A 25,996-nucleotide genomic window follows, 5' to 3' on the forward strand; every position below is an offset into this window, starting at 1 on the left:
TGGTCGAGCGCACCGGCGGCCCTGCCCTGATCCGCAGCCGCCTGGATCGACCCCTCGTCCGACAGGTCGAGGGCGACGGGCCGGACCGGACACGCCATCGAATGCTTCTCGAAGTTGCGCGGGCCCAGTGGTGAGTTCGCCCTCTGTCTGCTGTTCAACTGCCGACGGGGAGCCATCCTTCCCGTCTTCCGATCGATAGAAGTAGGGGTTGCGATAGATATTGCTCATGTCAACTGGGGATTACGTGTCTGAGGGCGTAGTCGGGACCGCGCTCTGGCCCGCGGACCGCCGCAGCGCGCGCCTGACTGCCATCGGCCGTGCGGCGCCGCCCGGGCGCGCCGGGCCGTGGGCCGGCGATGCGACGCAGCAACGCCGGCCCGTGCGGGCGTCGATTCGTCAGGGTCCGACGTTCGCCGAGTCGATGGGTGTCGACGCCGCCCGCTGTTGATCGCCGGCGAACGACCTGATCGCCGACCGGGTCGGCGGGGCGATCCTCAGGAGGACGGTCGCGCCTTCGCGGGCTTCGGGTTGTCCCCCGCGAGTTGAGCTCGCACGTCGCGGGGCACGTGCACGCCGCGCTTGCGCATGTTGGCGATGAACCGCGCGGCGAGCGGGTCGAGTGTGGTGGAGGTGACCGCCACCAGTTGTCTGACCCATGGTGGTGAGAACGATCGGACCGCGCCCGGGAAGCCGGCGCTGATCGCGCTTACCGGGCATACCGCGACCCCCAGGCCGGCAGCCGCGAGTTGCGGGGCCGCGACAGTGACCGCTGTCCTCATCACGGGCTCCGGGCGGACTCCGGCCTTGGTGAGGGATCGGTCGAGCCACGTGCTGAGGCCGTTCTCCGGGGCGTAGTGAACGAGACGTACTCCGTCCAGATCCTGTACGGACACGACAGGCTGCCGGACGATGGGGTGGTCCGTCGGTGCGGCCAGCACGATCTCCTCGTCGCCGACGGCGGTCGCCGTGAATCGGTCGGGCACCGGAGAAGGCATCAGCACTACGTCGGCTTCGTCGGCGTCGATGAAGCCGTGGAGCTCCTGTACCGACGTGGATTCACGCAAGGTGATCGTCACCTCGGGGTGACGGTGGCGCCACTCGCGAATGACCGGGGCGAGCACGGAGATCAGGCTCTGCGCGCAGGCCAACCGCAGTGATCCCCCGGTCGCTTCGCCGGCAGCGCGGGCCGACCGGACCGCGGAGGCGGCTGCGTCGATCGCTCGTCTGGCATCCGCGACAGCGGCCCGCCCGGCAGGAGTGAGCTTGACTCCCCTGGGTTCGCGACGAAGCAGAACCGTCCCTGTCTCGCGTTCCAGCGCGGCGAGTTGGTGAGAGACAGCGGGCTGCGACGAGTGCAGCAGCCGTGCCGCCTGTGTGACCGACCCGGAGTCCGCGACCGCGACAAGGCACTCCAGCGCCCGAAGAGAAGCCATGTCCAAATTTTATCGCACCCAATCGAACTATGAATATTTTCGAGGGAATGGCTGGTGAGTGGAGGCTGCTTCATCCCCTGAGACCCTCTCGCCCTGAGGCGGGCGAGGAGGCCGGTATCGATGAAGGAGAGTTTGATGGCACGAGCATTCGTCACAGGCGGTTCGGGGTTCATCGGCCAAGTGCTGGTCCGTCGGCTTGTCCGTGAGGGGCATACGGTCCGGGCTCTGGTCCGAAGCGAGGAGTCGGCCGCCAAGGTGTCAGCGCTGGGCGCCGAACCCGTGCGGGGCGAGCTGACCGACCCGGCCACGTGGCGGGACGCGGTGAAGGGCAGCGAAGTGGTGTTCCACCTCGCTGCCGAAACCGATGTCTCCGCCGACCGTGCGCGTCAGGAGCTGGTGACGATCGGCGGCACCTGGGCAGCGATCGACGCGGCCCGCCACGCCGGGGTTCCCCGGTTCGTTCACTGCGGAACCGAAGCCGCACTCCTTGCCGGCGATCCGCTCGTGGAAGCCGACGAAGCCGCGCCGCTGCGGCCGGACTCGGAAGCCGCCTACTCCGCGGTGAAGGCCGAGGCCGAGGCGATCGTGCTCGACGCGAACGCGCCGGGATTCGCCACGGTGTCGATCCGGCCCAGGATGGTGTGGGGTCCCGGCAGCATCCTCATCGACATGCTGATCGAGTTGGCGAAGGCGGGGCAGTTCGCCTGGATCGAGGGCGGTCGCCACACGACTGAGATCACGTTCGTCGACAACTGCGTCGAGGGCCTCATGCTCGGATGGCAGCGCGGCCGGCCGGGTCAGGCATATTTCGTCACCGACCAACACCGCGTCACCTTCCGCGACTTCTGGGAGACCATGTTCGACATCCATGGCGTTGACAAGCCGACCGCCGAACTGGACGCCGAGACCGCCGCCCGTGCGATTCCCGTGCCCGTTCGATGGTTCCTCGGGCAGACGTGCACCCTGCGGACCGACAAGGCGGTAGCCGAACTCGGGTACAAGCCCATCGTCTCGCACACCGCCGCTCTGGACGCTGTCAAGAACGCTGCAGCCGCCGCACCGGCCATGTAGTTCCCCTTGTATTCGGAACCCGATCGGTGACGAACGCCACGCAACCAGGCGGCGCGGCGCTGTGAGAAGGCCTTTCGGCTGTGGCCGAAAGGCCTTCTCACAGCCGGTCCCCTGGGCAAGGGCCCATCGAAGGCCCCGCCAACCAGCTTTGCCGGGAGGGCAGTTGGGCATGGCCTGCTGGCCTGTCCGAGTTTCAGTTTTGCTGATACTTCTTTCAATTCGTGCTGCAGCGCAGCTACTTGAGACGTCCAGAGGACTGGACCAATAGTCAGTCGGAGAGGCCCTTCCACTTCCTTCATCTACGCGCGTACATTCGCGTTTGCCATGGCCACGTCAGATCCGCCCCTGCTCCTGGAGGACATGTGAACGCCACCGCGTACAGCACCCGGAAGAAGTACCTCCGCCGCTCTCTCGCCGGAGTCGCCGCAGTCGCCGGTGCGGCGATGGGCCTGGTGGGTCCCGGCGTCGCGATTCCCGCCGCGGCCGCGACGCCGCCGGCTGCGGCCGCGCACAATCCCGAGATGGACTGGATGGGTTCGACCGTTGCCGTGCACGAGGGCCATGGCGCCAAGACCCAGGTGATCACGCCCAGCGTCACCCAGACGCAGGGCATGGACGTCAGCCACTACCAGGGCACCGTCAACTGGGCTTCCGCCTATTCCAAGGGCGCCAGATTCGCCTACATGAAGGCCACCGAGGGCACCAGCTTTCGCGACCCCAACTTCTCGGCGAACTACACGGGCTCGTACAACGCCGGATTAATCCGCGGCGCCTACCACTTCGCCACCCCGAACAGCTCCTCCGGCGCCACGCAGGCCAACTACTTCGTCGCACACGGTGGAGGCTGGTCCAAGGACGGCAAGACCCTGCCGCCCATGCTGGACATCGAGTACGGTCCCAGCTCCACCTGCTGGGGCCTCAGCCAGGCGTCGATGCGCAGTTGGATCACCTCGTTCGTCAACCAGGTGCATGCGAAGACCACGCGCTGGCCCACCATCTACACCACCACCAACTGGTGGACCACCTGCACCGGCAACAGCAGCGCCTACGGATCCAACGACCCCCTGTTCATCGCCCGGTACTCCACCAGCGTCGGGGCGCTGCCGGCCGGCTGGGGCTTCTACACCTTCTGGCAGTACGCGGACTCCGGCACCTTCCCCGGCGACCAGGACCGGTTCAACGGGCCGCTGACCGGCCTGAAGAACCTGGCCAACAACACCTGATCCCCGCTCCGCCGACTCGTCCGCACCCGGATCTGAGCACCGGCCTGCGACGATGACTGCGCTGGGACTGAGCAGAAGTCGCTCTCCGCCCGGCGTGGCCGGATCGCCGCCGAGCGGGCCGATGCCCCGCCCTTTCGCAGCAGAAGACCTTGGGGGCCTGTCCGGCGGATCCTGCCGGACAGGCCCCCAAGGGCAGGGAGCGCTCAGCGCTTGAGCATGAAGGTGAAGTCGCCGGAGAGCTTGCCGCTCAGGCGGACTGCCGAAACGAGCTTCCCCTCCTCGATCAGTCTCTCGACCTCCGCCCGCGAGAGACCGCGACCCTCAGCGATGAGTCGCACCGGCCGGACGGGGATCCGTGCCGCGAAGCGGACCGAGATGTCGAGCACCTCGTGGTCCGTGAGATCCGAAGCACCGGTCTCCAGGCGCCAGGCGTTGTCCCAGTCGAGGGCTATGCGATTCCGGCGCCGCATGAGCGGATCCTGGAGCAACTCCGCCGCCAGGGCGGGGTCGTTGTCATGCATCCGGTCCAGCAGTTCAGGTCGTACGGAGCGCACGTTCATCCGCTCCAGGACCGTGAGCTTCGCCGTTTCCCCGCAACCGGTACAGAGCGCGAGGAGCCAGACGTCGATGAGCTTGTGGTTCGCGTTGACTCGGAATTTTCCGCTTGTCCGGAAGCGCTCCGACGCGCACGCGTGGCAACGGCGCAGAACGAGCGGCAGGCAGGTGGGTATGACCACCCAGTTTTCGAGCACAGAAGAACACCGGTTCCAGTGAGAAGTCCGCAGCAAAAGGCAGCGCGGCGCACAGGTGCGACGCGCGACGAATCAGCACTCGGGAGGTCTCACAGGGTGTACAACGGCATGCCCTTCACCGGACGACTTGGTTCGGCTGCACGGTAACGGCGCACCGCGGTGCCGCTCCACCGGTTTTCGTGCGCCGCACCGCCAGGTTCTGTCCGGTGGATCACGAACTCTCGCCCTGCGAAGGCGCATGCGAAACCCTCGCGCCTGATTGACGCACCTGTGGCGGCGAGATGCTTCCCGATCAGCAGGACCTACCCGCTGGCCAAGGTCCGGGCGGCCTTCGCCCACATGGAACACGACCACCCGTTGGGCAAGGTCGTCCTCCTCCCGAACGTCACCCGCTGACCGGGCGGCGGCGTACACACCGCCCGGCACGGCATCGCCCGGCCGCGCAGCCTCGCCCTCAGTCGATGCAGAACTCGTTGCCCTCGATGTCCTGCATCGGGATGCACGCATCGTTGCCGTCATACAGTGTTCGCACGTGTACCGCGCCGAGCGGGACCAGTCGTGCGCACTCGGCCTCGAGTGCGGCCAGGCGCTCCGCACCGACGAGTCCGGTGCCGACCCGCACGTCGAGATGCAGCCGGTTCTTGGCGGCCTTCCCTTCGGGAACGCGCTGGAAGTACAGTCGCGGGCCCACGCCTGAGGGATCAACGCAGGCAAACCATGCGTCCTGCCGCTCAGGTGGCAGCGACCCCCTGAAATCGTCCCAGGTGGCAAACCCCTCAGGTGGCGGCGGTACGACGTACCCCAGCACCTCGCACCAAAAGCGAGCGAGACGTTCAGGTTCCGCGCAGTCGAAGGTGACTTGGAACTGCTTGGCCGATGACATCGGCGCACCCTACCAAGGGGGCTCTGTCCGGTTCGCGCCCGGCGAGCCGGCCGAACCCAGCGCATACCGCGGCTAACTCGGCTTCTGATCGATCTCGGCGAGCCGCGCCGCCACCTGGTCTCCCAATTCGCAGAGAAGGGGGGCCGCACCCTCATCGAGGCGGCCGCCCCGCTTCACCTGGCCGACGTACGCAATGTGCTGATCCACGTCCGCGTCGCCCTCGATCGGCAGATCGACAGCGTCAGCGCCGCCCTGTCGGCGACCGAGGACCCCGATCTGCGCGCGGCACTCGCCGTCACCACCTTGCTGGGCGTCACCATCGGCCACCAGTTCCTCGGCGTGGCCGCTCTTCGTGACGCCCCGGCCGACCGAATCGCCGCTCTGCTCCGCCCGGCGTTCAAGGCCCTGGCAGAGCCACTGGGCTGAACAGAGGGTCAGAGCGCGGCTCGGGCAGTGGGCTGCGTGCCGATGCCGCAGGAACAGTCGACAACGGTCGTGTGATCCTGGCCGATCAGGGCCCAGGTGGTAGTCGTCAGCCAGTTCGTCATAGAAGTGCGCCACCGATGTCCCGTGCATGGCCCGAGGCTCCCGGGCCGGCCTCGAGGGGTGGTCACTTATGCCAGAACAGGTGGTGTGTCACCCCTCTCGGACTGGGGACGACGTCCAGGTGGAACCGGTCGAGCAGCTCATCGGGAGACTCCCAGAGTCGTACTCCGGAGCCGAACTTCACCGGCGAGACCGCCACGTGCAGGGTGTCGACGAGGTCGGCGTCGAGGAACTGCCGGATGGTGGTGGCCCCGCCGCCGAGCCGGACGTCCTTGCCCTGCGCCGCCTCCCGGGCCTGCCCGAGGACTGCGGCAGGGTCGCCGTCGACGAAGTGGAACGTGGTGTCGGAGAGCGTGAACGAAGGACGCTTGTGGTGGGTCATGACGAACACCGGGGTGTGGAACGGGGGCTCTTCGCCCCACCAGCCCTGCCACTCGTGGTCCTGCCAGGGCCCGCGCTGGGGCCCGAACTTGTTGCGGCCCATGATCTCGGCGCCGATGTTGCGGGGGTAGTCCCGCGTGAGGTAGTCGTCCAGGCCCCGGCTTCCCCCCGGGTCGGTGCGCATGGGCCAGCTCGCTGTGGCGCCGGCCCAGGCGAACAGCTTCCCGGGATCGACATGACCGAACGGCCTCTCGAGGGTCTGGTCCTCCCCGGCCCCGATCCCGTCACTCGAGACGTTGAAGTTCTGCACTCTCAGTAGCTGAGTCACGGGTTCCTCCTGTGATGGCGACAGTGGTGGTGAGACTCTCCCGGCCGGACAAAGTCATCGCTGCGTCTGCCAGCGGCGCGTGTCTCATGGGTGACGTCACTCCAGGGCCTGTGGTCCGTGGCGGGTACCCCCGAGCGACTCATCCAGCTGTACGACATGCACGTGCGGGCTCGGCGACCCAGAGGCTCCTGAAGGGCCTGAGTGCGAAGATGGACCGTATGGATGTACGAGCCAGGAACCATGTGAGGGTGACCGGCCGGGCGGACGGGCCCGCGGTGATGCTCGCGCACGGATTCGGCTGCGACCAGAACATGTGGCGTCTGGTGGTACCGATCCTGGAACGCGACTTCAAGGTGGTCCTCTTCGACTACGTGGGGGTCGGCCGATCGGATCTGTCGGCCTGGAGCGAGGACCGCTACACCGGACTCGCCGGCTATGCGCAGGACGTGCTGGAGATCTGCCGTGAGGTGGATCTGGGTCCCGTGGTCTTCGTGGGGCACTCGGTGAGCGCGATGATCGGGGTGCTTGCCGCGAAGCGGGAGCCCGGGTATTTCTCCGGCCTGATGCTGCTGACCCCCTCGCCGTGCTACATCGACGACCCGGCCGGCGGCTACCGGGGCGGCTTCAGCGCCGAGGACATCGATGAGCTGCTTGAGTCGCTGGAGTCGAACTACCTGGGCTGGTCGGCGTCGATGGCCCCGGTGATCATGGGCAACCCGGAGCGACCGGAGCTGGGGCAGGAGCTGACCAACAGCTTCTGCCGCACCGATCCGGAGATCGCCCGGACCTTCGCCCGTGCCACGTTCCTGTCCGACAACCGCGGCGACCTCGCCGCGGTCACGGTCCCCACCCTGATCGCACAGTGCTCCAGCGACGCGATCGCCCCGCCCGAGGTGGGCGCCTTCGTTCACGCCCGGATCGCGGGGAGCGAGCTGGTCACCCTGACCGCCACCGGGCACTGCCCGCAGCTCAGCGCGCCTGAGGCGACCGCCGCGGCGATCGCCTCCTTCGCCGCCAGGACTGCCCTCAGATGAGCGAGGCCGACGACGGTCACGGCTGCGAGACGGGCCCGAACGACGAGCAGGCGGCGGCGTTCTCCGCACTGCTGGAGGACGACGCCGAAGACCTGTACGAGAACGCGCCCTGCGGATACCTGTCCACCCTGCTGGACGGACAGATCGCCAAGGTCAACAAGACCCTGCTGGACTGGCTCGGCCACCGGCGGGAAGAACTGGTCGGACGCAAGCGGTTCTCCGACCTGCTCACCGTCGGCGGCAAGCTGTACCACGAGACCCACTTCGCGCCGCTGCTGGCCATGCAGGGCGAGGTCAGAAGCATCGCGCTGGAACTGCAGGCCGCCGACGGCTCACGCCTGCCGGTCCTGGTGACGTCCACCGTCAAGAACAGCGAGGACGGGCAGCCACTGCTGATCCGCACCACCGTCGTCGACGCCCGTGACCGGCGTGCCTACGAGACGGAACTGCTGCGCGCCCGGCAGGAAGCCGATCGCGAACGCGACCGGCTCAAGGCCCTGACGGCCACGCTGCAGCGGTCGCTGCTGCCCCCGGTCCTGGACGATGTGCCCGGACTGGACGTCGCCGCCCACTACCACATCGCTTCCGTGGACGAGGTCGGCGGCGACTTCTACGACCTGTTCCCGCTCGCCGACGGCACCTGGGGACTGTTCCTCGGTGACGTGTGCGGCAAGGGTGCCGACGCGGCCGCTGTCACCTCGCTCGCCCGCTACACCCTGCGCGCCGCAGCCGTCTACGACTCCGATCCCGTCGCGGTACTCGGCAATCTGAACACCGTCCTGAACCACGAGTACAACGGCACCGATCCCCGGTTCTGCACCGTGATCTTCGGGCTGCTCACCCCCGTCGGCGACGGGGGCGCCTTCCAGATCACCCTGGCCAGTGGCGGCCACCCGCCGGCCATCCTGATGCGGGCCGACGGAAGCGCCGACGAGCTGCCCACCTCCGGCGGCCAGCTCGTCGGCGTCCTGCCGGACGCCCACATCGCCACCATCACCGTCCTCCTGGACCCGGGCGACACCCTGCTGCTCTACACCGACGGTCTCACCGAAGCCCACACCGACCAGTCCGGCGGACGCTACGGCGACGAAGCGCTTCTGGATTTCGCACGCTCGCTGGCCCCCACCACCGCCTCGGAAACGATCAAGGCCATGGGTGACCTGCTCGACACCCTCGGCACCGGCGTGGACGACGACACCGCACTTCTGGCCATCAACGTGCCCCGACCCCCAGTGAAGAGCAGCAGTTAACTCCCTGGCCCTGAGCACCCGTACCAGCACCAGCCGCCCGGTCATCGAACTGGCCGGCGGCCTCGACCACGACAGTGCCCCCGGGTCCGCGACGCGCTGCCGCACCTGAACCTGCACGCCGGCCAGCAGCTGATCGTGGACCTCGGCGGCCTCAACTTCTGCGACTCCAGCGGCATTACCGTGCTGATCGCCGCCCGTGGCTACGCCCTCCCCGAGCTGTGCAGGAGGCCCTGCTTTCATGCGCCGACCGCCACATGATCACGCGAAGCTAACCCGGCCGGCGCCCCCGTTCGACGGTCAAGCATCAAGGCCGAATGAGCAACAGCCGCTGCCTCACGGCGTGGCCCGGGTCCGAAGGCACCGCGCGGAAGGCCGCTTGCGCTGTCACTCCTGGACACATCGGACTCCGCAGGCGCTCGGCCGGGGTTTCCCAGCCACGCGTTTTGCGTGGGCGGCTGTTGCGCTCGGCGGCCACGGCGTCGAGGTCTCGCTCGGGGTAGCCGCAACCGCGCGGGTCTCCCGCAACTCGCAAACGGGCCAAGGTGTCCCGGCGCTACGCCCAGCACCACGCCTCCCCCGTCGAAACGGTGCAGACCCCGTGCAGCAGGCGGCTCCGCGTAACGGATGATGGGAACCGGCCGGATCGCGGATGTGAGGGGCAGTGCAGTGGCAGACCACGAATCTCACGGGACGGAACCGGTCGCGCCGCCGATCGGCGGCGGTGCACCGGACACCGTCATGCTCGAGCCCTCGGCCGAGGCCGGCGTACCGGTCGGCGCCGGTTCGTCGCCGGCTCCGAGGCACGGCGGCGCTGTCCGGGTCCTGCGCCGGGTTCTCATACTCGTCGTCGTACTCGTCTCCCTGTTCCTCCTGCCCTGGTGGACGCTGTTCTCCTCCCACACCGACTGGCCGTTCCCGGTGGTCCTGGCCGGCACGGTCCTCTTCGCGGCCGCGCTGCTCTCCTTTCCGGTGCTGATGGTCATGGGGCACGGGCGCCGGCGGTCGGACCGGGCGGCGCGCGTCGCCGACACCACCCTCGGCGTGATCTGGGTGCTGTTCGTCTGGTCGGCGCTGAGCGGCCTGCTGCGGCTCGTGCTGATCGTGTCCGGCGTCGGCGACCCGGCGCGGTCCAGGATCGTGGCCGTTGTCGTCGCGGTGGTCGGGGCCGGGCTGCTGGCCTGGGGATACCGCGAGGCCATGCGCCTGCCCCGGGTGGTGCGACTCGACGTCACGGTTCCGCGGCTCGGCCGGGGCCTGGACGGGACACGGGTCGTCGTACTCGCCGACACCCACTACGGACCGATCGACCGGGCCGGATGGTCGGCGCGGGTCGCCGAGGCGGTCAACGAGCTGGACGCCGACGTCGTCTGTCACGCGGGCGATATCGCCGACGGCACCCCGCACCAGCGCCGGGGGCAGGCCGCGCCGCTCGGGACGATACGGTCACGGCTGGCGAAGGTGTACGTCACCGGGAACCACGAGTACGGCAGCGAAGCCCAGGGCTGGCTCGACCGCATGGAGGAGCTGGGGTGGGAGCCGCTGCACAACCGCCACGTCGTCGTCGAACGGGGCGGGCACAGCCTGGTGCTCGCGGGTGTGGACGACGTGACCGCGGAGTCCTCCGGCCTGACCGGACACCGGGCGAACCTGGACGGTGCGCTGGCGGGGGCGGACCCGGACCTGCCGGTCCTGCTCGTCGCGCACCAGCCCAAATACGTCCACCAGGCAGCGGGCGCCGGCATCGACCTGCAGATCTCCGGGCACACCCATGGCGGACAGATCTGGCCGTTCCACTACCTCGTCCGGATCGACCAGCCGGTGGTACACGGCCTCAGCCGGCACGGCGAGCGGACCCAGCTCTACACATCCCGGGGCACCGGCTTCTGGGGCCCTCCCTTCCGGATCTTCGCACCCAGCGAGATCACACTGCTCACCCTGCGGTCGGCCTAGTGCGCCAGGGTTGCTGCCCTCCCCGGATCAGACTGCGGGGCGACGCAGCACGTCAGTGGGCTCCCCATCACGCTTCCAAAAGGCTTCAAGCCCTTGCTCGTTGACGAACTGTCGCTCCACCTCGCGCGTTGCCGATCGCGGGCCGCGAGCAGGCCGGTCCATGCGGGGCCCGAGTCGGGGAACGCGTGGCGGCACGGGCACGCGTTTGCTCTGTCCCCGAGCCAGGTAGTCATGTACCGTTCAAACGCTCGTAGTCCGGCAGTTCCCCGGCCCGTTATCTACGCGCGCAGACTTACGCTCCGCACCCCTTCTCCCCCCACTCGACGGAGGTATGACGGATGCTCGGTTCAAGACGCTCACGCCGCACGCTCACCACAGCGCTGACGGTGGGCGGCATGCTGCTCACCGGTGTCGCGGCCCAGGCGGCCGCCTCGCCCGCCGCCGCCTCCGGCGGGGTCTCCGCGGCAACCGCCACGGCCACCACCCCCCACCGTGTGCTCTTCGACAACACGAAGGCCGAGACCGCCGGCAACGCCGACTGGATCATCGGCACGAGCCAGCCGGACCCACTCGGACAGGACGCGACGCCCTCGACGGAGTCCGACTGGACCGGCGCTCTGTCCTCCTGGGGCGTCGCCCTGCAGAAGACCGGCGACTACGCGCTGAAGACACTGCCCTCGGGCAACACCATCAGCTACGGCACCTCGTCGGCGCTCGACCTGAAGAACTTCGACACCTTCGTGCTGCCCGAACCCAACGTGCTGCTGAGTGCCGCCGAGAAGACAGCCGTCATGAAGTTCGTGCAGAACGGTGGCGGCCTGTTCCTCATCTCGGACCACACCGGCTCCGACCGCAACAACGACGGCAGCGACGCGGTCGACGTCATCAACGACCTGATGACCAACAACAGCGTGGACGGCACCGACCCGTTCGGGTTCTCCGTCGACCAGCTGAACATCGGCACCGACAACCCCAGGGCCGTCTCGGATTCCTCCGACCCCGTACTGAACGGCTCCTTCGGCAAGGTGACCGGCAGCATCATCCGCAACGGCACCACGGTCACCCTCAAGCCGGCCGACAACGCCGCCGCCAAGGGCCTCGTCTACCGCACCGGGTCCTCCGGCAACACCGGCGCGTTCTTCGCCACCAGCACCTTCGGCAGCGGGCGGGTCGCGTTCTGGGGTGACAGCTCACCGATCGACGACGGCACCGGCCAGAGCGGCAACACGCTCTACGACGGCTGGAACGACCCCGCGGGAACGGACGCCGAGCTCGGCCTCAACGGCACCGAGTGGCTCTCCGGAGCCTCCGGCACATCGGGCGGTGGCGGCGGCGGTGGCGGCACCTGCACCGCGGCCCAGTTGCTGCGCAACCCCGGCTTCGAGTCCGGTGCCACCTCCTGGTCGGCCACCAGTGGGGTCATCACCAACGCAAGCGCCGAGGCCGCCCACTCGGGTACGTACAAGGCCTGGCTCGACGGCTACGGAACGTCCCACACCGACACGGTGTCCCAGTCGGTGGCGATTCCGTCGGGCTGCGCGGCCACCCTGTCGTTCTACCTGCACATCGACACGGAGGAGGCCACCACCGGGACTGCCTACGACACCCTGAAGGTTCAGGTCGTCGGCGGCAACGGAGCCGTCCTGGCCACCCCGGCCACCTACTCCAACCTCAACGCGACGAGCGGCTACACCCAGCGCACCCTCGACCTGAGCGCATACGCGGGCCAGTCGGTGACGATCCGCTTCACCGGTACCGAGGGCACCAAGCTGGCGACGTCGTTCGTCCTCGACGACACGGCGCTGAACGTCGGCTGACGACGCAGGTGCACCTCCGGGGCCGGTGGCCGCGTCGTCGGCGACCGGCCCCCTGGAGCAGCACCTCCCGGCGACGAGGCCGTGCCGTGCTCAGGGGCCACCGGCATGACAGCGTTCCTCCCGAAGACCACAGCTGAGTTGAAAGCGTCAGAAGGTGATGGACTCAGGTCATGCCGACACTGCCATCTCGCGTTCTCCGAGCCCTTGATGCTGTCCATGCTCGGCGGTCCGGTCGTGACCTGCGCTGTCAATGGGCGGGGGATCCGCAATGGCGTACGGAGGGGCGGGATTGACGGAAGTGCCACGTGATCGACGGAGCGGCAGGCCAGGACAGTGCCTGGCCTGCCACTGCCTCAGGAAGCCGTCGGTGTCTGCTCGTGGCTGCCATAGGGCCGCGTGATGATCTCCATGCCGTGCCCGGCCGGATCCATGAAGTACAGGCCGCGCCCACCGTGGTGGTGGTTGATCTCCCCGGGCTGCTTCAGATGTGGATCGGCGTAGTACGTGATCCCGGCCTGCTGGATACGCGCGAAGGCAGCGTCGAACTCCTCGTCGGAAACGAGGAACGCGTAGTGCTGCATGACGATCGACTCCGCGGGGATGGCGGCGAAGTCCAGGGTGACCCCGTTGCCGGTGGCCACGGGAATGAACGGACCCCACTCGGTCCTTACTTCGAGCCCCAGGATGTGCGCCAGGAACTCGGCCGACTCCCGGTTGTCCCGGGCATGGACGATGGTGTGATTCAACTCGACTGACATGTGTGGAATGCCTCCGCAAGGCAATCTCACGGGCACCTCCATGCCTCACCCGGCCGGTGACCGACACGCGATGCCGTGCCTGCGATCCTAAGCAACACCCCGCTTGGCGTCGACACCCGCACCACGTAGGAGACCCCGCCCTCGTCCATCAGAGCGAAGCCCCGTCGGCAACTCATCGGGGAGGTGGCCCGGAGTCACGAACCGGGATGGCCGATGTCGGATGACCTGCGACAAGCTCGACGCCAGTGGCGGTGCGCCATCTCTTGCCCGGTCTCCTGGCCGGTCTCTTGGATCCATCTGTTGACGGCGACATCATGGTGGCCATGTCTCTCACCGATCCGACCGCCGACCCGGCGACCGAACCGCTTCCGGTGCCACGGACCCGCTACGGGACGGCGTGGCGCTGCGCCGTCACTCTCTTCTTCGCCCTGGTCTCGCTGGGCGCCGCCGCCTGGCTTGACGCGCAGTTCCACATCGACGGGGCGACCGCATCGCTGCCGACATCCGTCGTGAGCCTGGTCATCGGCGGCCTGACGGTCGGATGGCTGCGAGTGAGCCAGATATGGATCCTCTTCCTGCTCCTGAGCGCCGACGTCGCGGGCCTTTCGGCGTCCGTCCTGCTCAGCAGAGGCGTGCTGGACGGCGGCCGGCTGAATCGGGCGGAGCTGACCGACGGCACCTTGTCCGAGGTGCTGGCCGGTCTGGCAGCGCTGGGGGTGGTGGTCCTTGTGGTGTCCATCGTGTGGGCCGCAGCGCGCGGCCATCGACACCCGGCCGTGCACTCCGCCGCGAAAGACGCATAGGCCGTCAGTGCCAGTGGAGCCGGACGCGGTGAAGCCCAGTAGGCCGCCGGAGCTGCCCCCAGATCTGAGACCTGCCGGGTTGGTTGACCCGGGGCAGGATCACCACCAGAGGTCAGTGCCCGAAACCTCACGGCCCCTTACGGCGGCAGGATGAGGGCCACCACTGTCCGAGGGTGCTGTTTGTGGTGGTGGGTCGTTGGGCCGAGCGCTTGGTCGTCCGGTGGGTAGTACTCCAGCTGGATCGTGACCCGTGGGGCAGAGTAGGAGCATGTCTACGTACGAGACGATGTCATTCCACCTCGAGACCGAGCGGCTGGTACTGCGGCCGTGGGCCGAGTCGGACGCCGCTGAGCTCCGCGCACTCCAATCCGAACGCGGCAACGGGACGCCCACGGTCGAGCACACCCGGACGCTCATCGCGAAGCTGCTCACCGCAACGGAGACAACGGGCATCGCCCTGCTGCCCATCCAGCGCCGTGACGAAGGCGACTTCATCGGCTACTGCGGGTTGATCATCGGCCGCTCCACCGTGGAGGAGCCCGAAATCGCGTATGAGTTGTTCCAGCGCGCGCAGGGGCGTGGGTACGCCACCGAGGCGGCCGGCGCGGTGCTCGATGCCGCTATCGCGACCGGGCGGAAGCGGCTCTGGGCGACCGTCGGCACAGGGAACACACCGTCGTTCCGTGTCCTTGAGAAGCTCGGGTTCGCGCGGCATCACGTTTCCACGGAGGAGAGTGGTGAAGTGGCGTGGCTCACCCGCTCGTTGCCGTGACGCGGGGACGCGCCTTGCGCGAGGACCACCTTCAGGAGAGGACGCTGCGGCGGATGCTCGACGAGACCGCCGGGCGGACGGACCCGAGGCTGAAGACACGTCCGACACACGCCGTTTCAAGCCCAGCGGTAATGCACTTGCCCCACCGCAGGGTGGCCGTGGCAGGCTTGCGCGGTGATATCCGAGCTGTGGCCTCGCGCTCTGACCTGGGACGAGGTGGACCCCGCCCGTCATCTCTTCGACAGCACGGCGGCGGCGCGGGTGGTGCGCTCGCTCGGTCCAGGCCGCCGAAGTGACCGCGACGCATAGTCACCCGCAGTGGAGACCGCCCCGGATCCACGATTGAGTCCAAGGGGTGACCTGCGAACATGGTGCGAGGGCGTCCCATGTCGGGCTGTGCTCACCCGGGGTGCCGGCCGTCCTGCAACCCGTGCAAGGAGGGGGCGTAGGAGATCCCGACAATCAAGCCGTCCGCCGTGATAAGTCTGGCCACCGTCTGGCCCCACGGCTCGGTGCGGGCCTGGTGCACCAGCTCGAAGCCCGCACGCTGAAGCTCGGCACCGGCGGCTGTGACGGCTTCCGCGTTCGCCACCTCGAACTCGATCGATGCCTGCGGGACCACCCGGCCGACGGGCCACTGGGCCGTGCCGAAGCATGCCTCGGCTGCCTGCGAGAGCGGCCACAGGCCGAAGTGCTTGCTGCCGGGGACGCTCCCGCTGGAGTAGTAGCCGTCGCCTTCCCCCTCCAGGGGGAGGCCAAGAGCATCGATGAAAAGCTTGCGGCTCAGCGGCGGGTCGGCGACGACCGCCGCCACGCTCGTGATGAAGAGAATGTCCATGCCGGTGGTTGCACTCCCTGCTGGGACTGGACTGCGAGGGCCGGAGATTCGGCCTCGCCGGCACGGCTTTCAGCGGCCGGATCCCGCTCAACCTATCCGCCTGCTTCCCAAGGGCCGCGACACGCGCGCCCGGACCAGCCTTGAGTCACCCGATCGGGCGGGCTCACCTTCGTACTACCGATGACGACCGGGCTCACGCCACCGATCCCGGGACGGCCCACCGGGCGCGTTCTGGCGGCATCGGCCGACGGACCAGAGCCGGAGACGGGCGGAGACCCGCGTTCCGGGCGCTGCCCCGTCCTCGAACGATTCCTAGGCCACCGTGTTATGCACGATCCAGCCTTCGCCGTACATCTCCTGCCCTGTCCTCGGGTCGTGGACAGTCGTCTGGCAATTCAGGTACGTGGGAATCGACTGCGCGTAATACCGGTCGATCTCGGCAGCCACTGAGCCTGTTGCCCCGAGGCTCGCCCCGGTGACTTGCCCGTCGAATACCGCTTCGACCTTGTACACCACTATTCTGCCTGCTTTGATCTCGTCCTTTACGTTGTACTCCGTCATTTCGTGGTGCTTCCGGTTGCCGGCCTTGGTGAGGGGCGTCAGGTTGTCCAACGTGTTGCCGGGGCCGCCGAGGTTGTCGTTGAGGAGGTGGCCCTGCACCATGTACTTGGCGAACCAGTCCCCTGTCGGCGTCCCCGTCTTGGGCCACCAACTGGGCTTCACCTTCGGCTTTCCACCGTATTTGATCGACCCGGGGTGCAGTTCGGCTTCCATGTAGCTACCCACTCCGCTCGTGGATGAGGAAGCGTAGGTAACGGTGTGGCGGCCGCTGTAGTACCGCTGGATCGCCCGGGAAACCGTCGGCCGGTCCCCGCCCGAGGTGTCGCTCTCCGCCGGGTCGGAACCCCTGGTGGAAACCGAGCCGCTCATCACCCGGCGGGCGTTGTCCTCGGCCTCGCGCTCGAACCGGTCGGAGGGGTCGCTCACCCGCAGACCGTTGCCGTTGTCCGTGCCGGCGACAGGGCCTTGGCGCTGCTGGATGACGTGGGTGAGTTCGTGGGCGAGGGTGTGTTTGTCCTCGCCGCCCTGCCCGATCACCACGTGGCTACCGGATGTGTAGGCTCGCGCTCCCAGTGCGGCCGCCGAAGCCTGTGCGGCACTGCCCGCGTGGATGCGGACGTCGGAGAAGCCTGTGTCGAACCGGGCTTCCATTTCGGCGCGGACTTCGCTGTCCAGCGGGCGCCCCGGCTGCCGGAGGACGTCCTGGGCGGTGGCGCGTTGCACGGCAGGCGTATCGGCGCGGTGGCCGCAGCCGGCACCGTGCTCGTGCCGGTCCTGGGCCCGCTCGTGTCCGGCATGTCGCAGCATCTGAACGACGGCCGCGTTGCCTGCGGTGCGCTGCAGTCCGAGGATCCCCCGAAGGTCTTTGTTCGCTGAATCCGCAGGGCGAAGGTGGTGGGTCGTTTCTTCTTTCGCTGGGGACACCTTGCGTTCTGCGGATTCCATAGCGCTCCTCAGGTCAGTGGTCACCTTGCCTTGTTCTACGCGAACCGGTGTGAGGGATCCAGGTAATCAGGGGCAGGATTCCCGGCCGAACAGGCAGAGTTGGACTGCGGCATCCGGCGTGCAGCCGGGGCCCGGGGGCCAGGGCTGTCGTACGCGCGGGTGCCGTCGGCCGCGCGTCACATGCGGGGGGGCTCCGGGTCAGAGACGAAGCGACATCACCTATGGGCCGGCGGGACGAGGCTGCCGGACGCTGCGCCCCAGGGCCGTTCACCGGCCTCACAGTGATAGCACCTGGCGACACACCGGTCGTGGTTGTACCACTCATGCGCCCCGCAGTCCCGTCTGCCCTTGCCGAGGAAACCGCGCTCGACAAGGCTCCAGGGCAGCAGCCTTCACCATCGGGTGCGCCACCGATACCGGCCCGTGCCCCTCATCCCGGAAGGCTAACGCGGCCCGGCAAGCCGTGAAGATCGATTCCCTGGCCACCGATCTGCGCCACGTCACCAGGTCCTGTCCGCTCGACGAGACTCGTGAACTCCGCGAGCGCGCCGCCCGCAACTCGCTGTTGAAACTCGTCGACAATCGCTTTCAGCTGAAGTGAACGAAGCCGGCAGCCGGACTCCGCGAGTCCACGGGCGATGAGTTTCACCGTGGTTCCCGGCTCTGCCTTCCCAACGCGCGATCAATCACTCGAAAAGAGCATCATGACCGCTACCTACACTTTCGACGTCTTTTCCAGCCTCGACGGCTTCGGCGCCGCCGGAGGCAACTGGACCGGCTACTGGGGCAAGCAAGGCCCCGAGCTACTCGACCACCGCCTCGCCCTGTACGGCGGGCAGCAGCGGATGGTCTTCGGGGCCACCACATATCGGGCGTTCGCGCGGATGCTGGCATCGAGCACCGAAGAGTCCGACGTGCGTGACCCCTGGGTCACGCGGATGAGGAGCCTGCCGGCAACGGTGGTGTCGACCACGCTGGAAGGACCCCTCGACTGGCCGGACGCGAACGTTGTGAGCGGGAACGCCGTCGACGTCGTCGCGCGGCTCAAGGAGGAGTCCGAGGTGCCGTTGCGCTCGCACGGCAGTCTGTCGATGAACCGGGCGCTGATGGCCGCCGGTCTGGTCGACCGCGTCCAGGTGACGCTCTTCCCTGTGATCACCGGTCGGACCGGGGCGGACCCGGTCTTCCAGGGTGCGGCCGACTTCGACCTCGAGCTGATCGAGCACCGGACGCTCGACAGCCACATCCAGGAGCTCGTCTACCGGCCGACCCTGCATGTCTGAGTCCATCGTCGACGAACCGGAGTGATGCGGGAAGCGGCGCCGGGCGCTACGCACCGTTCCACAGCGCGATGACTGCCTGGGCGGCCGCCCGGCCCTGGGCGTAACCGGCGTGGCCCGCCGGGGTCCTGCTGGCGGGGGACAACGGGTCGGTGCCGAAGGCGTCCAGCGCGGCCTCGTCAGGGGTGATGACCTCGATGCGACCGCCGTGCTCGGCGATAGAGGCCGCGTCGGCATCGAGTACCGGATCGGGCATCGGCGCGATGACGAGGGTGCGTGCGTAGCCGGCCGCGAGGTCGAGGTTGGTGAAGGACCGGATGCCGCCGTCGATGTACCGGGCGTCGCCGATCGTCGCGGCGGGCCAGACGCCGGGGATGGCGCAACTCGCGGTCACGGCGTCCACCAGGCCGACCCCGGAGGCACGGTCGAAGAGCCGGGTCTCACCGGTGGTGGCGTGCACGGCGACCACGGACAGGTTGCGGTCCGGCCAGGTGTGGGACGGCAGCCTGGCCTCGATGACGGGCCGTCGCTCGGCCTCGGTCACGGTGTCGGCGGCCCGGGCCATCTCGCCCATCCGACGCAGGCGTTCCACCGGGTCGCTGACCTCCGCGTCCACCTTCTCGCCGAACTCGAAGACCTCGAGGAGCGCGCCTTCCCTCGGCTTCAGTTCCTCGCGTTGGAGTGCGGGGTCCACTTGGGCCTGGAACAGCGCGGACAGCTCCACGCCGCTGGTGACCTGTGCGCCCACCGCGGAACCGGCCGAGGTGCCGAGCAGGAAGTCCGCGTCGGTGACATCGGCCCCGGCGTCGGCGAGCCCGGCCAGCACGCCCGTCACCCAGGCGATTCCGGCTACTCCGCCACCGCCGATGACCAGTGCGCGTTCGTTCGTCATTTCCGTCTCCCAGGGCTGCGGACCCGGCTCAACGTCGTCGCTGCGAAGTCCGTGGGACGGCAGGGACATTCCCTACCGCGGAGGTCGTCGTGGGGCGGCCGTCCGGCGGGCCGGGATGCGGTGCGATGTTCTACGAGTAACAACTCGCCCCGCCACCCCTCCAGTTCCCCGATCCGCTGTGACATTTGCCCACGCCTTCGCACCTTCGCGCTGCGGCTGCCGTCGTGCATACTCCAGGGCTCGCCCCTCACGTGGCCCGAGGGTGCGGTCCGTTCCGAAGAAACTGGGCAAAATGACACACGACACGGTTTCCGCAGCCGACGCGGGTACCTGGCTGCTCGGCGACCTGAAGGTCAACCGGATCGGCTTCGGCGCGATGCGCCTGACCGGCGATGGCGGGGCCTTCCACCTGGGCACGCCCAGCGACCGTAGCCGCGTCATCGGAGTGCTGCGCCGGGCGGTGGAGCTCGGCGTCAACCACATCGACACCGCGGCGTTCTACTTCTCGCGGTTGCGCTCCGCCAACGAACTGATCAACTCGGCGCTGGCGCCGTATGCGGACGACCTCGTCATCGCCACCAAGGTCGGTCCGGCCCGGGACGCGTCGGGTGAGTGGGACACCGCGGCCCGCCCTGACGAGCTTCGCGGCCAGGTCGAGGAGAACCTGCGCCAGCTCGGCCGCGACCATCTCGACCTGGTCAACTTGCGCCGCATGCGCCAGGAGTCCATCACCGAGCACTTCGGGGCGCTCGCCGAGTTGCGCGACGCCGGGCTCGTTCGTCACCTCGGAGTCTCCAATGTCCGGCCGGAGCATCTCGCCGAAGCAGAGGCGATCGCACCGGTCGTATGCGTCCAGAACCGCTACGGGATCGACGCGCGGGCCCACGATGCGATGGTTCGTCACTGCGCGGCCCAGGGCATCGCCTTCGTGCCCTTCTACTCCATCGCCGGCCAAGGCGGCGAGGGGGGCGCCGTCGAAGTGGAGAGCGAGCAGGTACTCGCGGTGGCCGAGGCGCATGGGGCGTCGCCCGCGCAGATCCGCCTGGCCTGGACCCTGCACCGGGGCGCCCACGTACTGGCCATCCCCGGCACGGGCAATCCGGACCACCTGATCGACAACCTGGCGGCGGGGGCGCTTCGGCTGACGGACGAGGAGATGACGCTCCTCGACCTGCCCAGCCGCCCCACGGACTGAGTTTCCGCCGGTGGCCGACAAGCCCACGGCCCGGGGCTGTGCGCAGTCGGGCAGGTGTGACCGGCGTCAGTCGTCGACGATGAAATCGTCCAGCGCCGCAACGACGGCTGCGGGCTGCTCGTCGGGGATGAAGTGTCCGGCGTCGGGCACCACGACTCCGGTGGTGTCGTCGGCCCACGGGCTGATGGAGGCCGCCATGTCCGGAACGGAGCCGTGGCTGCTGGAGATCCCGAGGACCGGCACGGTCAGGTGCTTTCGCTCGAGCGCCTCGTGGTTCCTGCGCGCCGACTCGGCGGCGTCCCGGTAGTAGGCGAGGGAAGCGCGGAGGCCACCGTCGACGGCGACGGCCGCTGCGTAGTGGTCGAGCTCGGCGTCGTCGAACGTATCGGGAGAGAGGGCCTTCACCTTCAGGAACCAGCCGACGTACTCCCGTTCGCGGCCGGCAAGCAGCGTCTCCGGCAGGCCGGGCACCAGGTGGAACGCGAAGTGCCAGGTCTTCCACGCCCGCTCCGGGTCGGTGGGGATCGATTCCGGGAGAGTGATGCCGGGAATTCCGGCGTCGAGCAGAGCGACCCCGCGCAGCTCGCTCTCGAAGTTGAGGGCGAGGGAGAAGGCGACCCAGGCGCCGATGTCGTGGGCGACCAGCCAGTACGTCGACACGCCGAGGGCCTGCACGGCGGCGTGGACGTGCGCGGCGACCGTGTGCGTGTCGTAGCTGCGCTCCGGGCACTCGGAGTGGCCCTGGCCCGGCAGGTCGATCGCGATGACGTGGAACCGGGCGGCGAGGCTGGGCATCACCTTTCTCCAGGCCCACCAGGTTTGCGGGAATCCGGCGAGCAGCACCACGGTCGGGGCGGTCGGCCGGCCGCCTTCGACGGCGTGAAGGCGGACACCGTGCGCGTCGACCCAGCGGTGCGTGAATCCGGCCAGGTCGTGCAGGGGCAGGTCGCGGACGGGGTTGCTTGCGGAGACATGCCGAACGCTGGTCGGGTGGTCCGTCACGGAGATCCTCCATCGGTGTCAGGTCCGGCCATGACCGTGCTGGAACGCTAACACATCTTGAACCGTCCGGTTCAAGATAAAATGGTGCGCAACGCAGTCCGAAACTTCGACACATCGGCGAGAAGAGCCCCGTGGCAGGCAAGAAGCAGTTCGACATGGACGCGGCGCTCGACGCCGCGATGATCCAGTTCTGGCGCGCCGGTTACGCCGACACCTCGCTGGACGCTTTGTCCCGGGCAACCGGCCTGAACCGGAGTTCCATCTACTCCTCGCTCGGCGACAAGGACACGCTCTTCCTGCGCTGCCTGGATCGCTACGCCGCGCGCTACGGCGACAAGTACGACGCCGCCCTGGCGTGTGCCGCCTCGGAACCTCTGACAGCTGTTCGTGCGTTCTTCGACGTCACCCTCGAGCGCATCGCCGATCCCGAACTGCCGGACGGTTGCCTGGTCGCCCAGTCGGCCATGGCCATTCCGGTGCTGAGCCCGAGCGTCGCGGCGCACGCGAAGGAGGCGCTGGGCTTCCAGTGCGCGCGCCTGCGCGCCGCGCTGACGGCCGGCCGATTGACCGACCAGGACGCCGAAGCCTTCGCTGTACACGTGGCGGCCGTGAACCAGTCCCTCGCCGTCATGAGCAGAGCCGGGGCGACCCGGGCACAGCTCCTGGCCATTGTGGGCGTGAGCGTCGACGCGCTCTCGCAGGCGTTGCGCGCCGCGTAACCAGCGTCGCGGATAGGTGTCCACCGTCAACCTGACGTACTTCTGCCCGGCAGTCAGCCACCGATGGGCCGCAACGGAGGGAGCGCACTACTACGGCGCCGCACTCGGCACCGGCAGCGGTGTTCAGTGTCGGCGTGGCATCCGCTGCACATCAAAGCGAGGCGTGCGGTCGAGTGCGGCGTCATGTGCACACCTGGAGCTTCGGGCGGCTCGACGGCTTGGTCCTGTCCGGTCGATCTTTGCCGGGGATCGGGACTGCTCTGCTGTGTGCCTACGCGGCGGCGACCCACTCGGCGAAGCGTGCCAGCAGTCTCCTGCCCGCCGGGTTCTCGTCGGAGATGATCAGGACCTGGAAGACGTGCGGCATCGCCTCGTACACATCGACGCAGACCTTGACCCCGGGGCCGGAGGCCGCCTCCGCGAAGCGCAAGGTGTCGTCCAGGAGCGCCTCCGCCGCGCCGACCGTGAACAGCAGTGGCGGCAGGCCGTCGAGGGCGCCGTGCATCGGCGACTGCGGAGCCCGGTCGGGACGGGCGCCGCCCAGGTACTGGCCGACGAGGTGGGTGAACATCGCCCGGTCGACGCCCGAGTCGTGGGCGCTGTTGTTGTCGATGGACGGGCTGGCCAGGGTGAGGTCGGTGACCGGGGAGTTGGCGATGACGGCGGCCGGAAGGGCGGTGCCGGACTCCTTGAGAACGAGCAGGGCGGACAGTGCCAGCGTGGCACCGGAGGACTCACAGAACACGGTGATCTTCGCGGCGGGCACGCCCTGGTCGAGCAGACTCCGATAGACGGCAACGACGTCGTCCAGCGGGGCCGGGTAGGGGTCGGCCGGCGCGAGACGATAGTGCACGACGAGCACGGGGCGGTCGGTCACCCGCGAGACCCGGTGGGCGGTCAGGTTCATCAGCTCGGGCATGCGGTACTCGAAACCGCCGCCGTGGACGTAGAGCACCACGCCGTTCTCGACGGACGCCAGCGCACCCCCGTACGCCAGACCGATCAGCAGTTCCACAAGTGCGCCACTGGCCCCCTGATGGTTTCGCCCGGTCTCCGCTGCGGCGATTCCGGCCAGTGCCAACACCACGAAAGGTGTGGCGATGCCGTCGTTGAGACCGCTCTCCACATTGATCGCCCGGCGGATTCGCCCGGGTACCGATGGATTCGACATCACCGACGCGCCCAGCGCCGCATCCGTCGGCGCCAGCGCGGCAGCGACGTAGAGAGCGACCCAGCCCGATACGTGCGGGAGGAGGGCGCAGGCCAACAGGGTCCCCAGTCCGATACACAGCGGCAGACCCACCGTCAGCAGACGAAGGTACAGGCGCAGATCCGCGCGTACGGACGGGATCGACAGACGCGCCGCGTCGGTGAACAGCACCCAGGTGAGGGTGATCTCCGCCAGCGCCTTGACCGCTTCCGGGGAGGGCTCCAGGTCCACCGTGCTGATTCCCTCGTGCATCAGCAGGCCGAGCAGGACGAAGACGACGGGAGCGGTGAGCTCTGCCTTGGCCACTCGTTGCGAGCACAGGCCCCACAAGAACAGTGCCAGCAGGATCAGTGAAAACGTTGCGTCCATACTGCCCTTCCGGCCGGGTTCCGCCCTCACCCTCTCATCGGGAACAGGGACCGGCGGGACCATCTCCTGCGGACCCGATCCCGACCGTAGTGCCCTCGTCTCCCCGCCCCCTGTGAAACCGCGCCGAACCCGCCGTGGAGATCACCTCAAGGCCGTGGCGCAACCTGTGCGAGGAAGGACGCGCCAGGACGAAGACGGCCCGAGCCGGCCTGCGGCGGCAGAGACGGACAGGATGAGGTGCCAAGCTGGTGGGTCGCCCGTATCAGAGCAGATTCAACCTGAAGCGACGTCATACCGCGCGAGGCTGCGCGCGGCCCGCACCAGTTCCGGGCCCGCCCCGGAAACATCCGAGGGCATGCCCGACAGGCCGGCGTCCAGCTTCGCGGTGTCTCTGCCGGTGAACAGCTGTCCGACCGCCAGACAACCGACGACCTGTTCGGCGGCGAACTTCCACTCGCCCGCGGCGGCAGCATGTGGCAGTGCGTCGATAAGTTGCCCGGCCTGGCACAGCCACCGGGCCGCCGCGCGGTGCAGCTCCCGTTCGAGGCCCGGATAGCGGGAACGCAGGTGAACCCGCAATATCTCCGCGAAGAGCGGATGGAGCCGGTACCAGGAATGACCCACCCCGGTCACGAAGGTGTTCGCCCGCTCCAGCGCGGCCAGGATCCCCTCGGCATTTTCTCGCCCGGTCAAGGCGTTGGCCAGGCTGGGATGGATCCGCTCCAGCACACTCGCCCGTAGCAGCAGTTCCTGGGTCTCAGCGGGCTGCCTGGCCAGCACTTCGCAGAGCAGGAAATCGGCGACAGTGCTGTGCCCCGCCTCGAATTCGGCAAGGAACCTGTCGGGCTCGTCGGTCTGTCCCATGGCCAGGGCACACAGCCGCACACCCGCCGCCCAACCCTCGGTGCGTTCGGTCAGCAGCCGCACCGTCTCGCCTGAAGGGCTCAGGCCGTGGCGGGCCAGAAGTTCGGTGATCTCCTGCGGGCTGAATGCCAGATCAGCGGCGCCTATGTCGGTGATCTCGTCGGCCGCACGCCACCGGTGCAGGGGGAGCAGCGGCTCCACACGGCTGATGAGCACCAGCCGCAGTCCGCGGCCGGCGTGCCGGAGAAGAAATTCCACCTGCTCGGCGATCTCCCGTGAGGACACCCTGTCGAACTCGTCCAGCACCAGGAGCACGGGATCGGGGCGTCCGTTCAGGTACGCGGCAAGACGGACCAGCAACAAGCGGTCAACCTCGTCGGCACGAGCCGGACTGCCGACGTCGGGCTGCGGGGACAGTCCGTGATGGTGCATGGCCTCGAGCACGTAGGCCCAGAACGTGCCCGGGGCTCTGTCGCCGTGTTCCATCGTGAGCCACACGGTGGGCCACGGCACCGCTTCCTGCGCGAGCCAGTCGGCGACACAGAGGGTCTTGCCTGCCCCCGCCGGACCGTTCACGACGGTCAATGGCTTGTTCACCCCGTCCGCCAGGCGTCTTGTCAGCCGCAATCTGCGGACGAAAGTCGACGGGACCATCGGAATCGCGAACCGCGTCGCCAGGACCGGGTCGCCGGTGGCCGACAACGTACGGCGGTCCTGGCGACCACTGCTTGATGTGTGAGGCGGGGAGCGCATTATGGGTGCTTCAACCATGTGGGCCGCCGTGGCTCGGTGCGTACGCGTTGAGCCGGAGTTGTCCCCGCGTCGCGTTGGCCGGTCTTCAGCGTTCTCCATTCGACGGTACAGGACGCGTCGGCGACACTCACCAGGTCAGGTCGCGGACGGCCGCATACCGCCCTGCCCCCGCCCTGCCCCCCGTCTCGTCCGGGAGAACACCGGGCTCGGTCGTCCTGAGGTGCTCCTCTTCGCTTCGGATGCTGAGCCGCGCCTGCCATGTCAGTCTGGAATGTGAGGCTGCCCATCGGCCCAGGCCGTAGGCGGCATCTCCCGGTCGAAGGAGAGACCGACATGACCAGTCACGGTGAAACCCGAACGGGTAACG

27 protein-coding genes are annotated in these 25,996 nt (G+C 68.5%); 15 read left to right on the forward strand and 12 right to left on the reverse strand.

Going from position 1 to position 25,996, the window contains the following annotated elements:
• Positions 1–494: 494 nt before the first annotated feature.
• A complete protein-coding gene (locus tag AB0M87_RS06610) occupies positions 495–1,433 on the reverse strand; it encodes a LysR family transcriptional regulator (RefSeq protein ID WP_365850631.1) in 939 nt (312 codons plus the stop codon).
• A 135-nt stretch (positions 1,434–1,568) separates the two neighbouring features.
• Between AB0M87_RS06610 and AB0M87_RS06615 the strand changes: the two genes are divergently transcribed.
• Both AB0M87_RS06615 and AB0M87_RS06620 read left to right on the forward strand, forming a co-directional pair.
• Complete coding sequence (locus AB0M87_RS06615; protein WP_365850632.1) at positions 1,569–2,504, forward strand: NAD-dependent epimerase/dehydratase family protein; 936 nt, start codon at positions 1,569–1,571, stop codon at positions 2,502–2,504.
• A gap of 362 nt (positions 2,505–2,866) precedes the next feature.
• A complete protein-coding gene (locus tag AB0M87_RS06620; RefSeq protein WP_365850633.1) occupies positions 2,867–3,727 on the forward strand; it encodes a GH25 family lysozyme in 861 nt (286 codons plus the stop codon).
• A 203-nt stretch (positions 3,728–3,930) separates the two neighbouring features.
• Here AB0M87_RS06620 and AB0M87_RS06625 read toward each other — a convergent pair whose 3' ends face one another.
• Positions 3,931–4,479: a DUF1062 domain-containing protein gene (locus AB0M87_RS06625; protein ID WP_365850634.1), complete on the reverse strand. Its 549-nt coding sequence runs from the start codon at positions 4,477–4,479 to the stop codon at positions 3,931–3,933.
• Between the two features lie 270 nt (positions 4,480–4,749).
• Between AB0M87_RS06625 and AB0M87_RS06630 the strand changes: the two genes are divergently transcribed.
• A complete protein-coding gene (locus tag AB0M87_RS06630; RefSeq protein ID WP_365850636.1) occupies positions 4,750–4,875 on the forward strand; it encodes a hypothetical protein in 126 nt (41 codons plus the stop codon).
• A gap of 58 nt (positions 4,876–4,933) precedes the next feature.
• Here AB0M87_RS06630 and AB0M87_RS06635 read toward each other — a convergent pair whose 3' ends face one another.
• The gene (locus tag AB0M87_RS06635; RefSeq protein WP_365850638.1) at positions 4,934–5,362 is read right to left on the reverse strand and encodes a VOC family protein; all 429 of its coding nucleotides are present in this window, start codon (positions 5,360–5,362) and stop codon (positions 4,934–4,936) included.
• A gap of 72 nt (positions 5,363–5,434) precedes the next feature.
• Entirely contained in the window at positions 5,435–5,569 is a 135-nt protein-coding gene (locus tag AB0M87_RS06640) for a hypothetical protein (protein WP_365850639.1), read from the reverse strand.
• Between AB0M87_RS06640 and AB0M87_RS06645 the strand changes: the two genes are divergently transcribed.
• Positions 5,558–5,788 carry a hypothetical protein gene (locus tag AB0M87_RS06645; protein WP_365850640.1) on the forward strand — a complete coding sequence of 77 codons (231 nt, stop codon included), beginning with the start codon at positions 5,558–5,560 and terminating at the stop codon, positions 5,786–5,788. The two genes, AB0M87_RS06640 and AB0M87_RS06645, sit on opposite strands and share 12 nt — an antisense overlap.
• 184 nt (positions 5,789–5,972) lie before the next feature.
• Here AB0M87_RS06645 and AB0M87_RS06650 read toward each other — a convergent pair whose 3' ends face one another.
• The gene (locus tag AB0M87_RS06650) at positions 5,973–6,617 is read right to left on the reverse strand and encodes a dihydrofolate reductase family protein (RefSeq protein ID WP_365850642.1); all 645 of its coding nucleotides are present in this window, start codon (positions 6,615–6,617) and stop codon (positions 5,973–5,975) included.
• A 218-nt stretch (positions 6,618–6,835) separates the two neighbouring features.
• Here AB0M87_RS06650 and AB0M87_RS06655 point away from each other — a divergent pair, with 218 nt between their 5' ends.
• The 5 genes from AB0M87_RS06655 (at position 6,836) to AB0M87_RS06675 (ending at position 12,668) form a co-directional block, all read left to right on the forward strand.
• The gene (locus tag AB0M87_RS06655; RefSeq protein WP_365850643.1) at positions 6,836–7,651 is read left to right on the forward strand and encodes an alpha/beta hydrolase; all 816 of its coding nucleotides are present in this window, start codon (positions 6,836–6,838) and stop codon (positions 7,649–7,651) included.
• On the forward strand, positions 7,648–8,901 hold the full coding sequence (locus tag AB0M87_RS06660; protein ID WP_365850645.1) for a SpoIIE family protein phosphatase: 1,254 nt from the start codon (positions 7,648–7,650) through the stop codon (positions 8,899–8,901). The genes AB0M87_RS06655 and AB0M87_RS06660 overlap by 4 nt, the downstream gene beginning before the upstream one ends.
• A 111-nt stretch (positions 8,902–9,012) precedes the next feature.
• Positions 9,013–9,159 (forward strand): hypothetical protein, encoded by a 147-nt coding sequence (locus tag AB0M87_RS06665; protein WP_365850968.1) that lies wholly within the window; start codon positions 9,013–9,015, stop codon positions 9,157–9,159.
• A gap of 408 nt (positions 9,160–9,567) precedes the next feature.
• Positions 9,568–10,851 carry a metallophosphoesterase gene (locus tag AB0M87_RS06670; RefSeq protein WP_365850646.1) on the forward strand — a complete coding sequence of 428 codons (1,284 nt, stop codon included), beginning with the start codon at positions 9,568–9,570 and terminating at the stop codon, positions 10,849–10,851.
• A 338-nt stretch (positions 10,852–11,189) separates the two neighbouring features.
• Positions 11,190–12,668 carry a hydrolase gene (locus tag AB0M87_RS06675; protein ID WP_365850647.1) on the forward strand — a complete coding sequence of 493 codons (1,479 nt, stop codon included), beginning with the start codon at positions 11,190–11,192 and terminating at the stop codon, positions 12,666–12,668.
• A gap of 353 nt (positions 12,669–13,021) precedes the next feature.
• Here AB0M87_RS06675 and AB0M87_RS06680 read toward each other — a convergent pair whose 3' ends face one another.
• The gene (locus tag AB0M87_RS06680) at positions 13,022–13,426 is read right to left on the reverse strand and encodes a VOC family protein (RefSeq protein WP_365850648.1); all 405 of its coding nucleotides are present in this window, start codon (positions 13,424–13,426) and stop codon (positions 13,022–13,024) included.
• Between the two features lie 323 nt (positions 13,427–13,749).
• Between AB0M87_RS06680 and AB0M87_RS06685 the strand changes: the two genes are divergently transcribed.
• Complete coding sequence (locus tag AB0M87_RS06685) at positions 13,750–14,229, forward strand: hypothetical protein (protein WP_365850649.1); 480 nt, start codon at positions 13,750–13,752, stop codon at positions 14,227–14,229.
• Between the two features lie 268 nt (positions 14,230–14,497).
• Positions 14,498–15,001, forward strand: coding sequence for a GNAT family N-acetyltransferase (locus AB0M87_RS06690; RefSeq protein WP_365850650.1), 504 nt, complete (start codon positions 14,498–14,500; stop codon positions 14,999–15,001).
• Between the two features lie 400 nt (positions 15,002–15,401).
• Here AB0M87_RS06690 and AB0M87_RS06695 read toward each other — a convergent pair whose 3' ends face one another.
• Positions 15,402–15,839: a VOC family protein gene (locus AB0M87_RS06695; protein ID WP_365850651.1), complete on the reverse strand. Its 438-nt coding sequence runs from the start codon at positions 15,837–15,839 to the stop codon at positions 15,402–15,404.
• A 312-nt stretch (positions 15,840–16,151) separates the two neighbouring features.
• The gene (locus AB0M87_RS06700) at positions 16,152–17,207 is read right to left on the reverse strand and encodes a DUF4157 domain-containing protein (RefSeq protein ID WP_365850970.1); all 1,056 of its coding nucleotides are present in this window, start codon (positions 17,205–17,207) and stop codon (positions 16,152–16,154) included.
• 601 nt (positions 17,208–17,808) lie between these two features.
• Here AB0M87_RS06700 and AB0M87_RS06705 point away from each other — a divergent pair.
• Entirely contained in the window at positions 17,809–17,946 is a 138-nt protein-coding gene (locus AB0M87_RS06705; RefSeq protein WP_365850652.1) for a hypothetical protein, read from the forward strand.
• 103 nt (positions 17,947–18,049) lie between these two features.
• Entirely contained in the window at positions 18,050–18,628 is a 579-nt protein-coding gene (locus AB0M87_RS06710) for a dihydrofolate reductase family protein (RefSeq protein ID WP_365850653.1), read from the forward strand.
• 46 nt (positions 18,629–18,674) lie between these two features.
• Here the strand turns inward: AB0M87_RS06710 and AB0M87_RS06715 are convergent, their stop codons facing one another.
• On the reverse strand, positions 18,675–19,517 hold the full coding sequence (locus tag AB0M87_RS06715) for a patatin-like phospholipase family protein (RefSeq protein ID WP_365850654.1): 843 nt from the start codon (positions 19,515–19,517) through the stop codon (positions 18,675–18,677).
• A gap of 292 nt (positions 19,518–19,809) precedes the next feature.
• On the opposite strand from AB0M87_RS06715, the gene AB0M87_RS06720 reads away from it, so the two are divergent.
• Positions 19,810–20,712, forward strand: a complete 903-nt coding sequence (locus tag AB0M87_RS06720; protein ID WP_365850656.1) for an oxidoreductase — start codon at positions 19,810–19,812, stop codon at positions 20,710–20,712.
• Positions 20,713–20,778: 66 nt separating this feature from the next.
• On the opposite strand, the gene AB0M87_RS06725 is transcribed toward AB0M87_RS06720, so the two are convergent.
• Positions 20,779–21,714, reverse strand: coding sequence for an alpha/beta hydrolase (locus tag AB0M87_RS06725; protein WP_365850658.1), 936 nt, complete (start codon positions 21,712–21,714; stop codon positions 20,779–20,781).
• A 131-nt stretch (positions 21,715–21,845) separates the two neighbouring features.
• On the opposite strand from AB0M87_RS06725, the gene AB0M87_RS06730 reads away from it, so the two are divergent.
• Positions 21,846–22,433, forward strand: coding sequence for a TetR/AcrR family transcriptional regulator (locus AB0M87_RS06730; protein ID WP_365850660.1), 588 nt, complete (start codon positions 21,846–21,848; stop codon positions 22,431–22,433).
• Between the two features lie 271 nt (positions 22,434–22,704).
• On the opposite strand, the gene AB0M87_RS06735 is transcribed toward AB0M87_RS06730, so the two are convergent.
• Both AB0M87_RS06735 and AB0M87_RS06740 read right to left on the reverse strand, forming a co-directional pair.
• Positions 22,705–24,012, reverse strand: coding sequence for an alpha/beta hydrolase fold domain-containing protein (locus tag AB0M87_RS06735; RefSeq protein WP_365850661.1), 1,308 nt, complete (start codon positions 24,010–24,012; stop codon positions 22,705–22,707).
• Positions 24,013–24,285: 273 nt separating this feature from the next.
• Positions 24,286–25,473: an AAA family ATPase gene (locus tag AB0M87_RS06740; RefSeq protein ID WP_365850663.1), complete on the reverse strand. Its 1,188-nt coding sequence runs from the start codon at positions 25,471–25,473 to the stop codon at positions 24,286–24,288.
• Between the last annotated feature and the right edge of the window lie 523 nt (positions 25,474–25,996).

It is taken from the genome of Streptomyces sp. NPDC051320 (assembly GCF_040682175.1).
Classification (GTDB): Bacteria; Actinomycetota; Actinomycetes; order Streptomycetales; family Streptomycetaceae; genus Streptomyces.

Coding starts and splice junctions, on each gene's coding strand:
- AB0M87_RS06655 (WP_365850643.1), top strand. CDS start 6,836: ATGGATGTACGAGCCAGGAACCATGTGAGGGTGACCGGCCGGGCGGAC.
- AB0M87_RS06720 (WP_365850656.1), top strand. CDS start 19,810: ATGACACACGACACGGTTTCCGCAGCCGACGCGGGTACCTGGCTGCTC.
- AB0M87_RS06700 (WP_365850970.1), bottom strand. CDS start 17,207: ATGCTGCGACATGCCGGACACGAGCGGGCCCAGGACCGGCACGAGCAC.
- AB0M87_RS06610 (WP_365850631.1), bottom strand. CDS start 1,433: ATGGCTTCTCTTCGGGCGCTGGAGTGCCTTGTCGCGGTCGCGGACTCC.
- AB0M87_RS06735 (WP_365850661.1), bottom strand. CDS start 24,012: ATGGACGCAACGTTTTCACTGATCCTGCTGGCACTGTTCTTGTGGGGC.
- AB0M87_RS06685 (WP_365850649.1), top strand. CDS start 13,750: ATGTCTCTCACCGATCCGACCGCCGACCCGGCGACCGAACCGCTTCCG.
- AB0M87_RS06675 (WP_365850647.1), top strand. CDS start 11,190: ATGCTCGGTTCAAGACGCTCACGCCGCACGCTCACCACAGCGCTGACG.
- AB0M87_RS06615 (WP_365850632.1), top strand. CDS start 1,569: ATGGCACGAGCATTCGTCACAGGCGGTTCGGGGTTCATCGGCCAAGTG.
- AB0M87_RS06635 (WP_365850638.1), bottom strand. CDS start 5,362: ATGTCATCGGCCAAGCAGTTCCAAGTCACCTTCGACTGCGCGGAACCT.
- AB0M87_RS06660 (WP_365850645.1), top strand. CDS start 7,648: ATGAGCGAGGCCGACGACGGTCACGGCTGCGAGACGGGCCCGAACGAC.
- AB0M87_RS06710 (WP_365850653.1), top strand. CDS start 18,050: ATGACCGCTACCTACACTTTCGACGTCTTTTCCAGCCTCGACGGCTTC.
- AB0M87_RS06715 (WP_365850654.1), bottom strand. CDS start 19,517: ATGACGAACGAACGCGCACTGGTCATCGGCGGTGGCGGAGTAGCCGGA.
- AB0M87_RS06690 (WP_365850650.1), top strand. CDS start 14,498: ATGTCTACGTACGAGACGATGTCATTCCACCTCGAGACCGAGCGGCTG.
- AB0M87_RS06695 (WP_365850651.1), bottom strand. CDS start 15,839: ATGGACATTCTCTTCATCACGAGCGTGGCGGCGGTCGTCGCCGACCCG.
- AB0M87_RS06680 (WP_365850648.1), bottom strand. CDS start 13,426: ATGTCAGTCGAGTTGAATCACACCATCGTCCATGCCCGGGACAACCGG.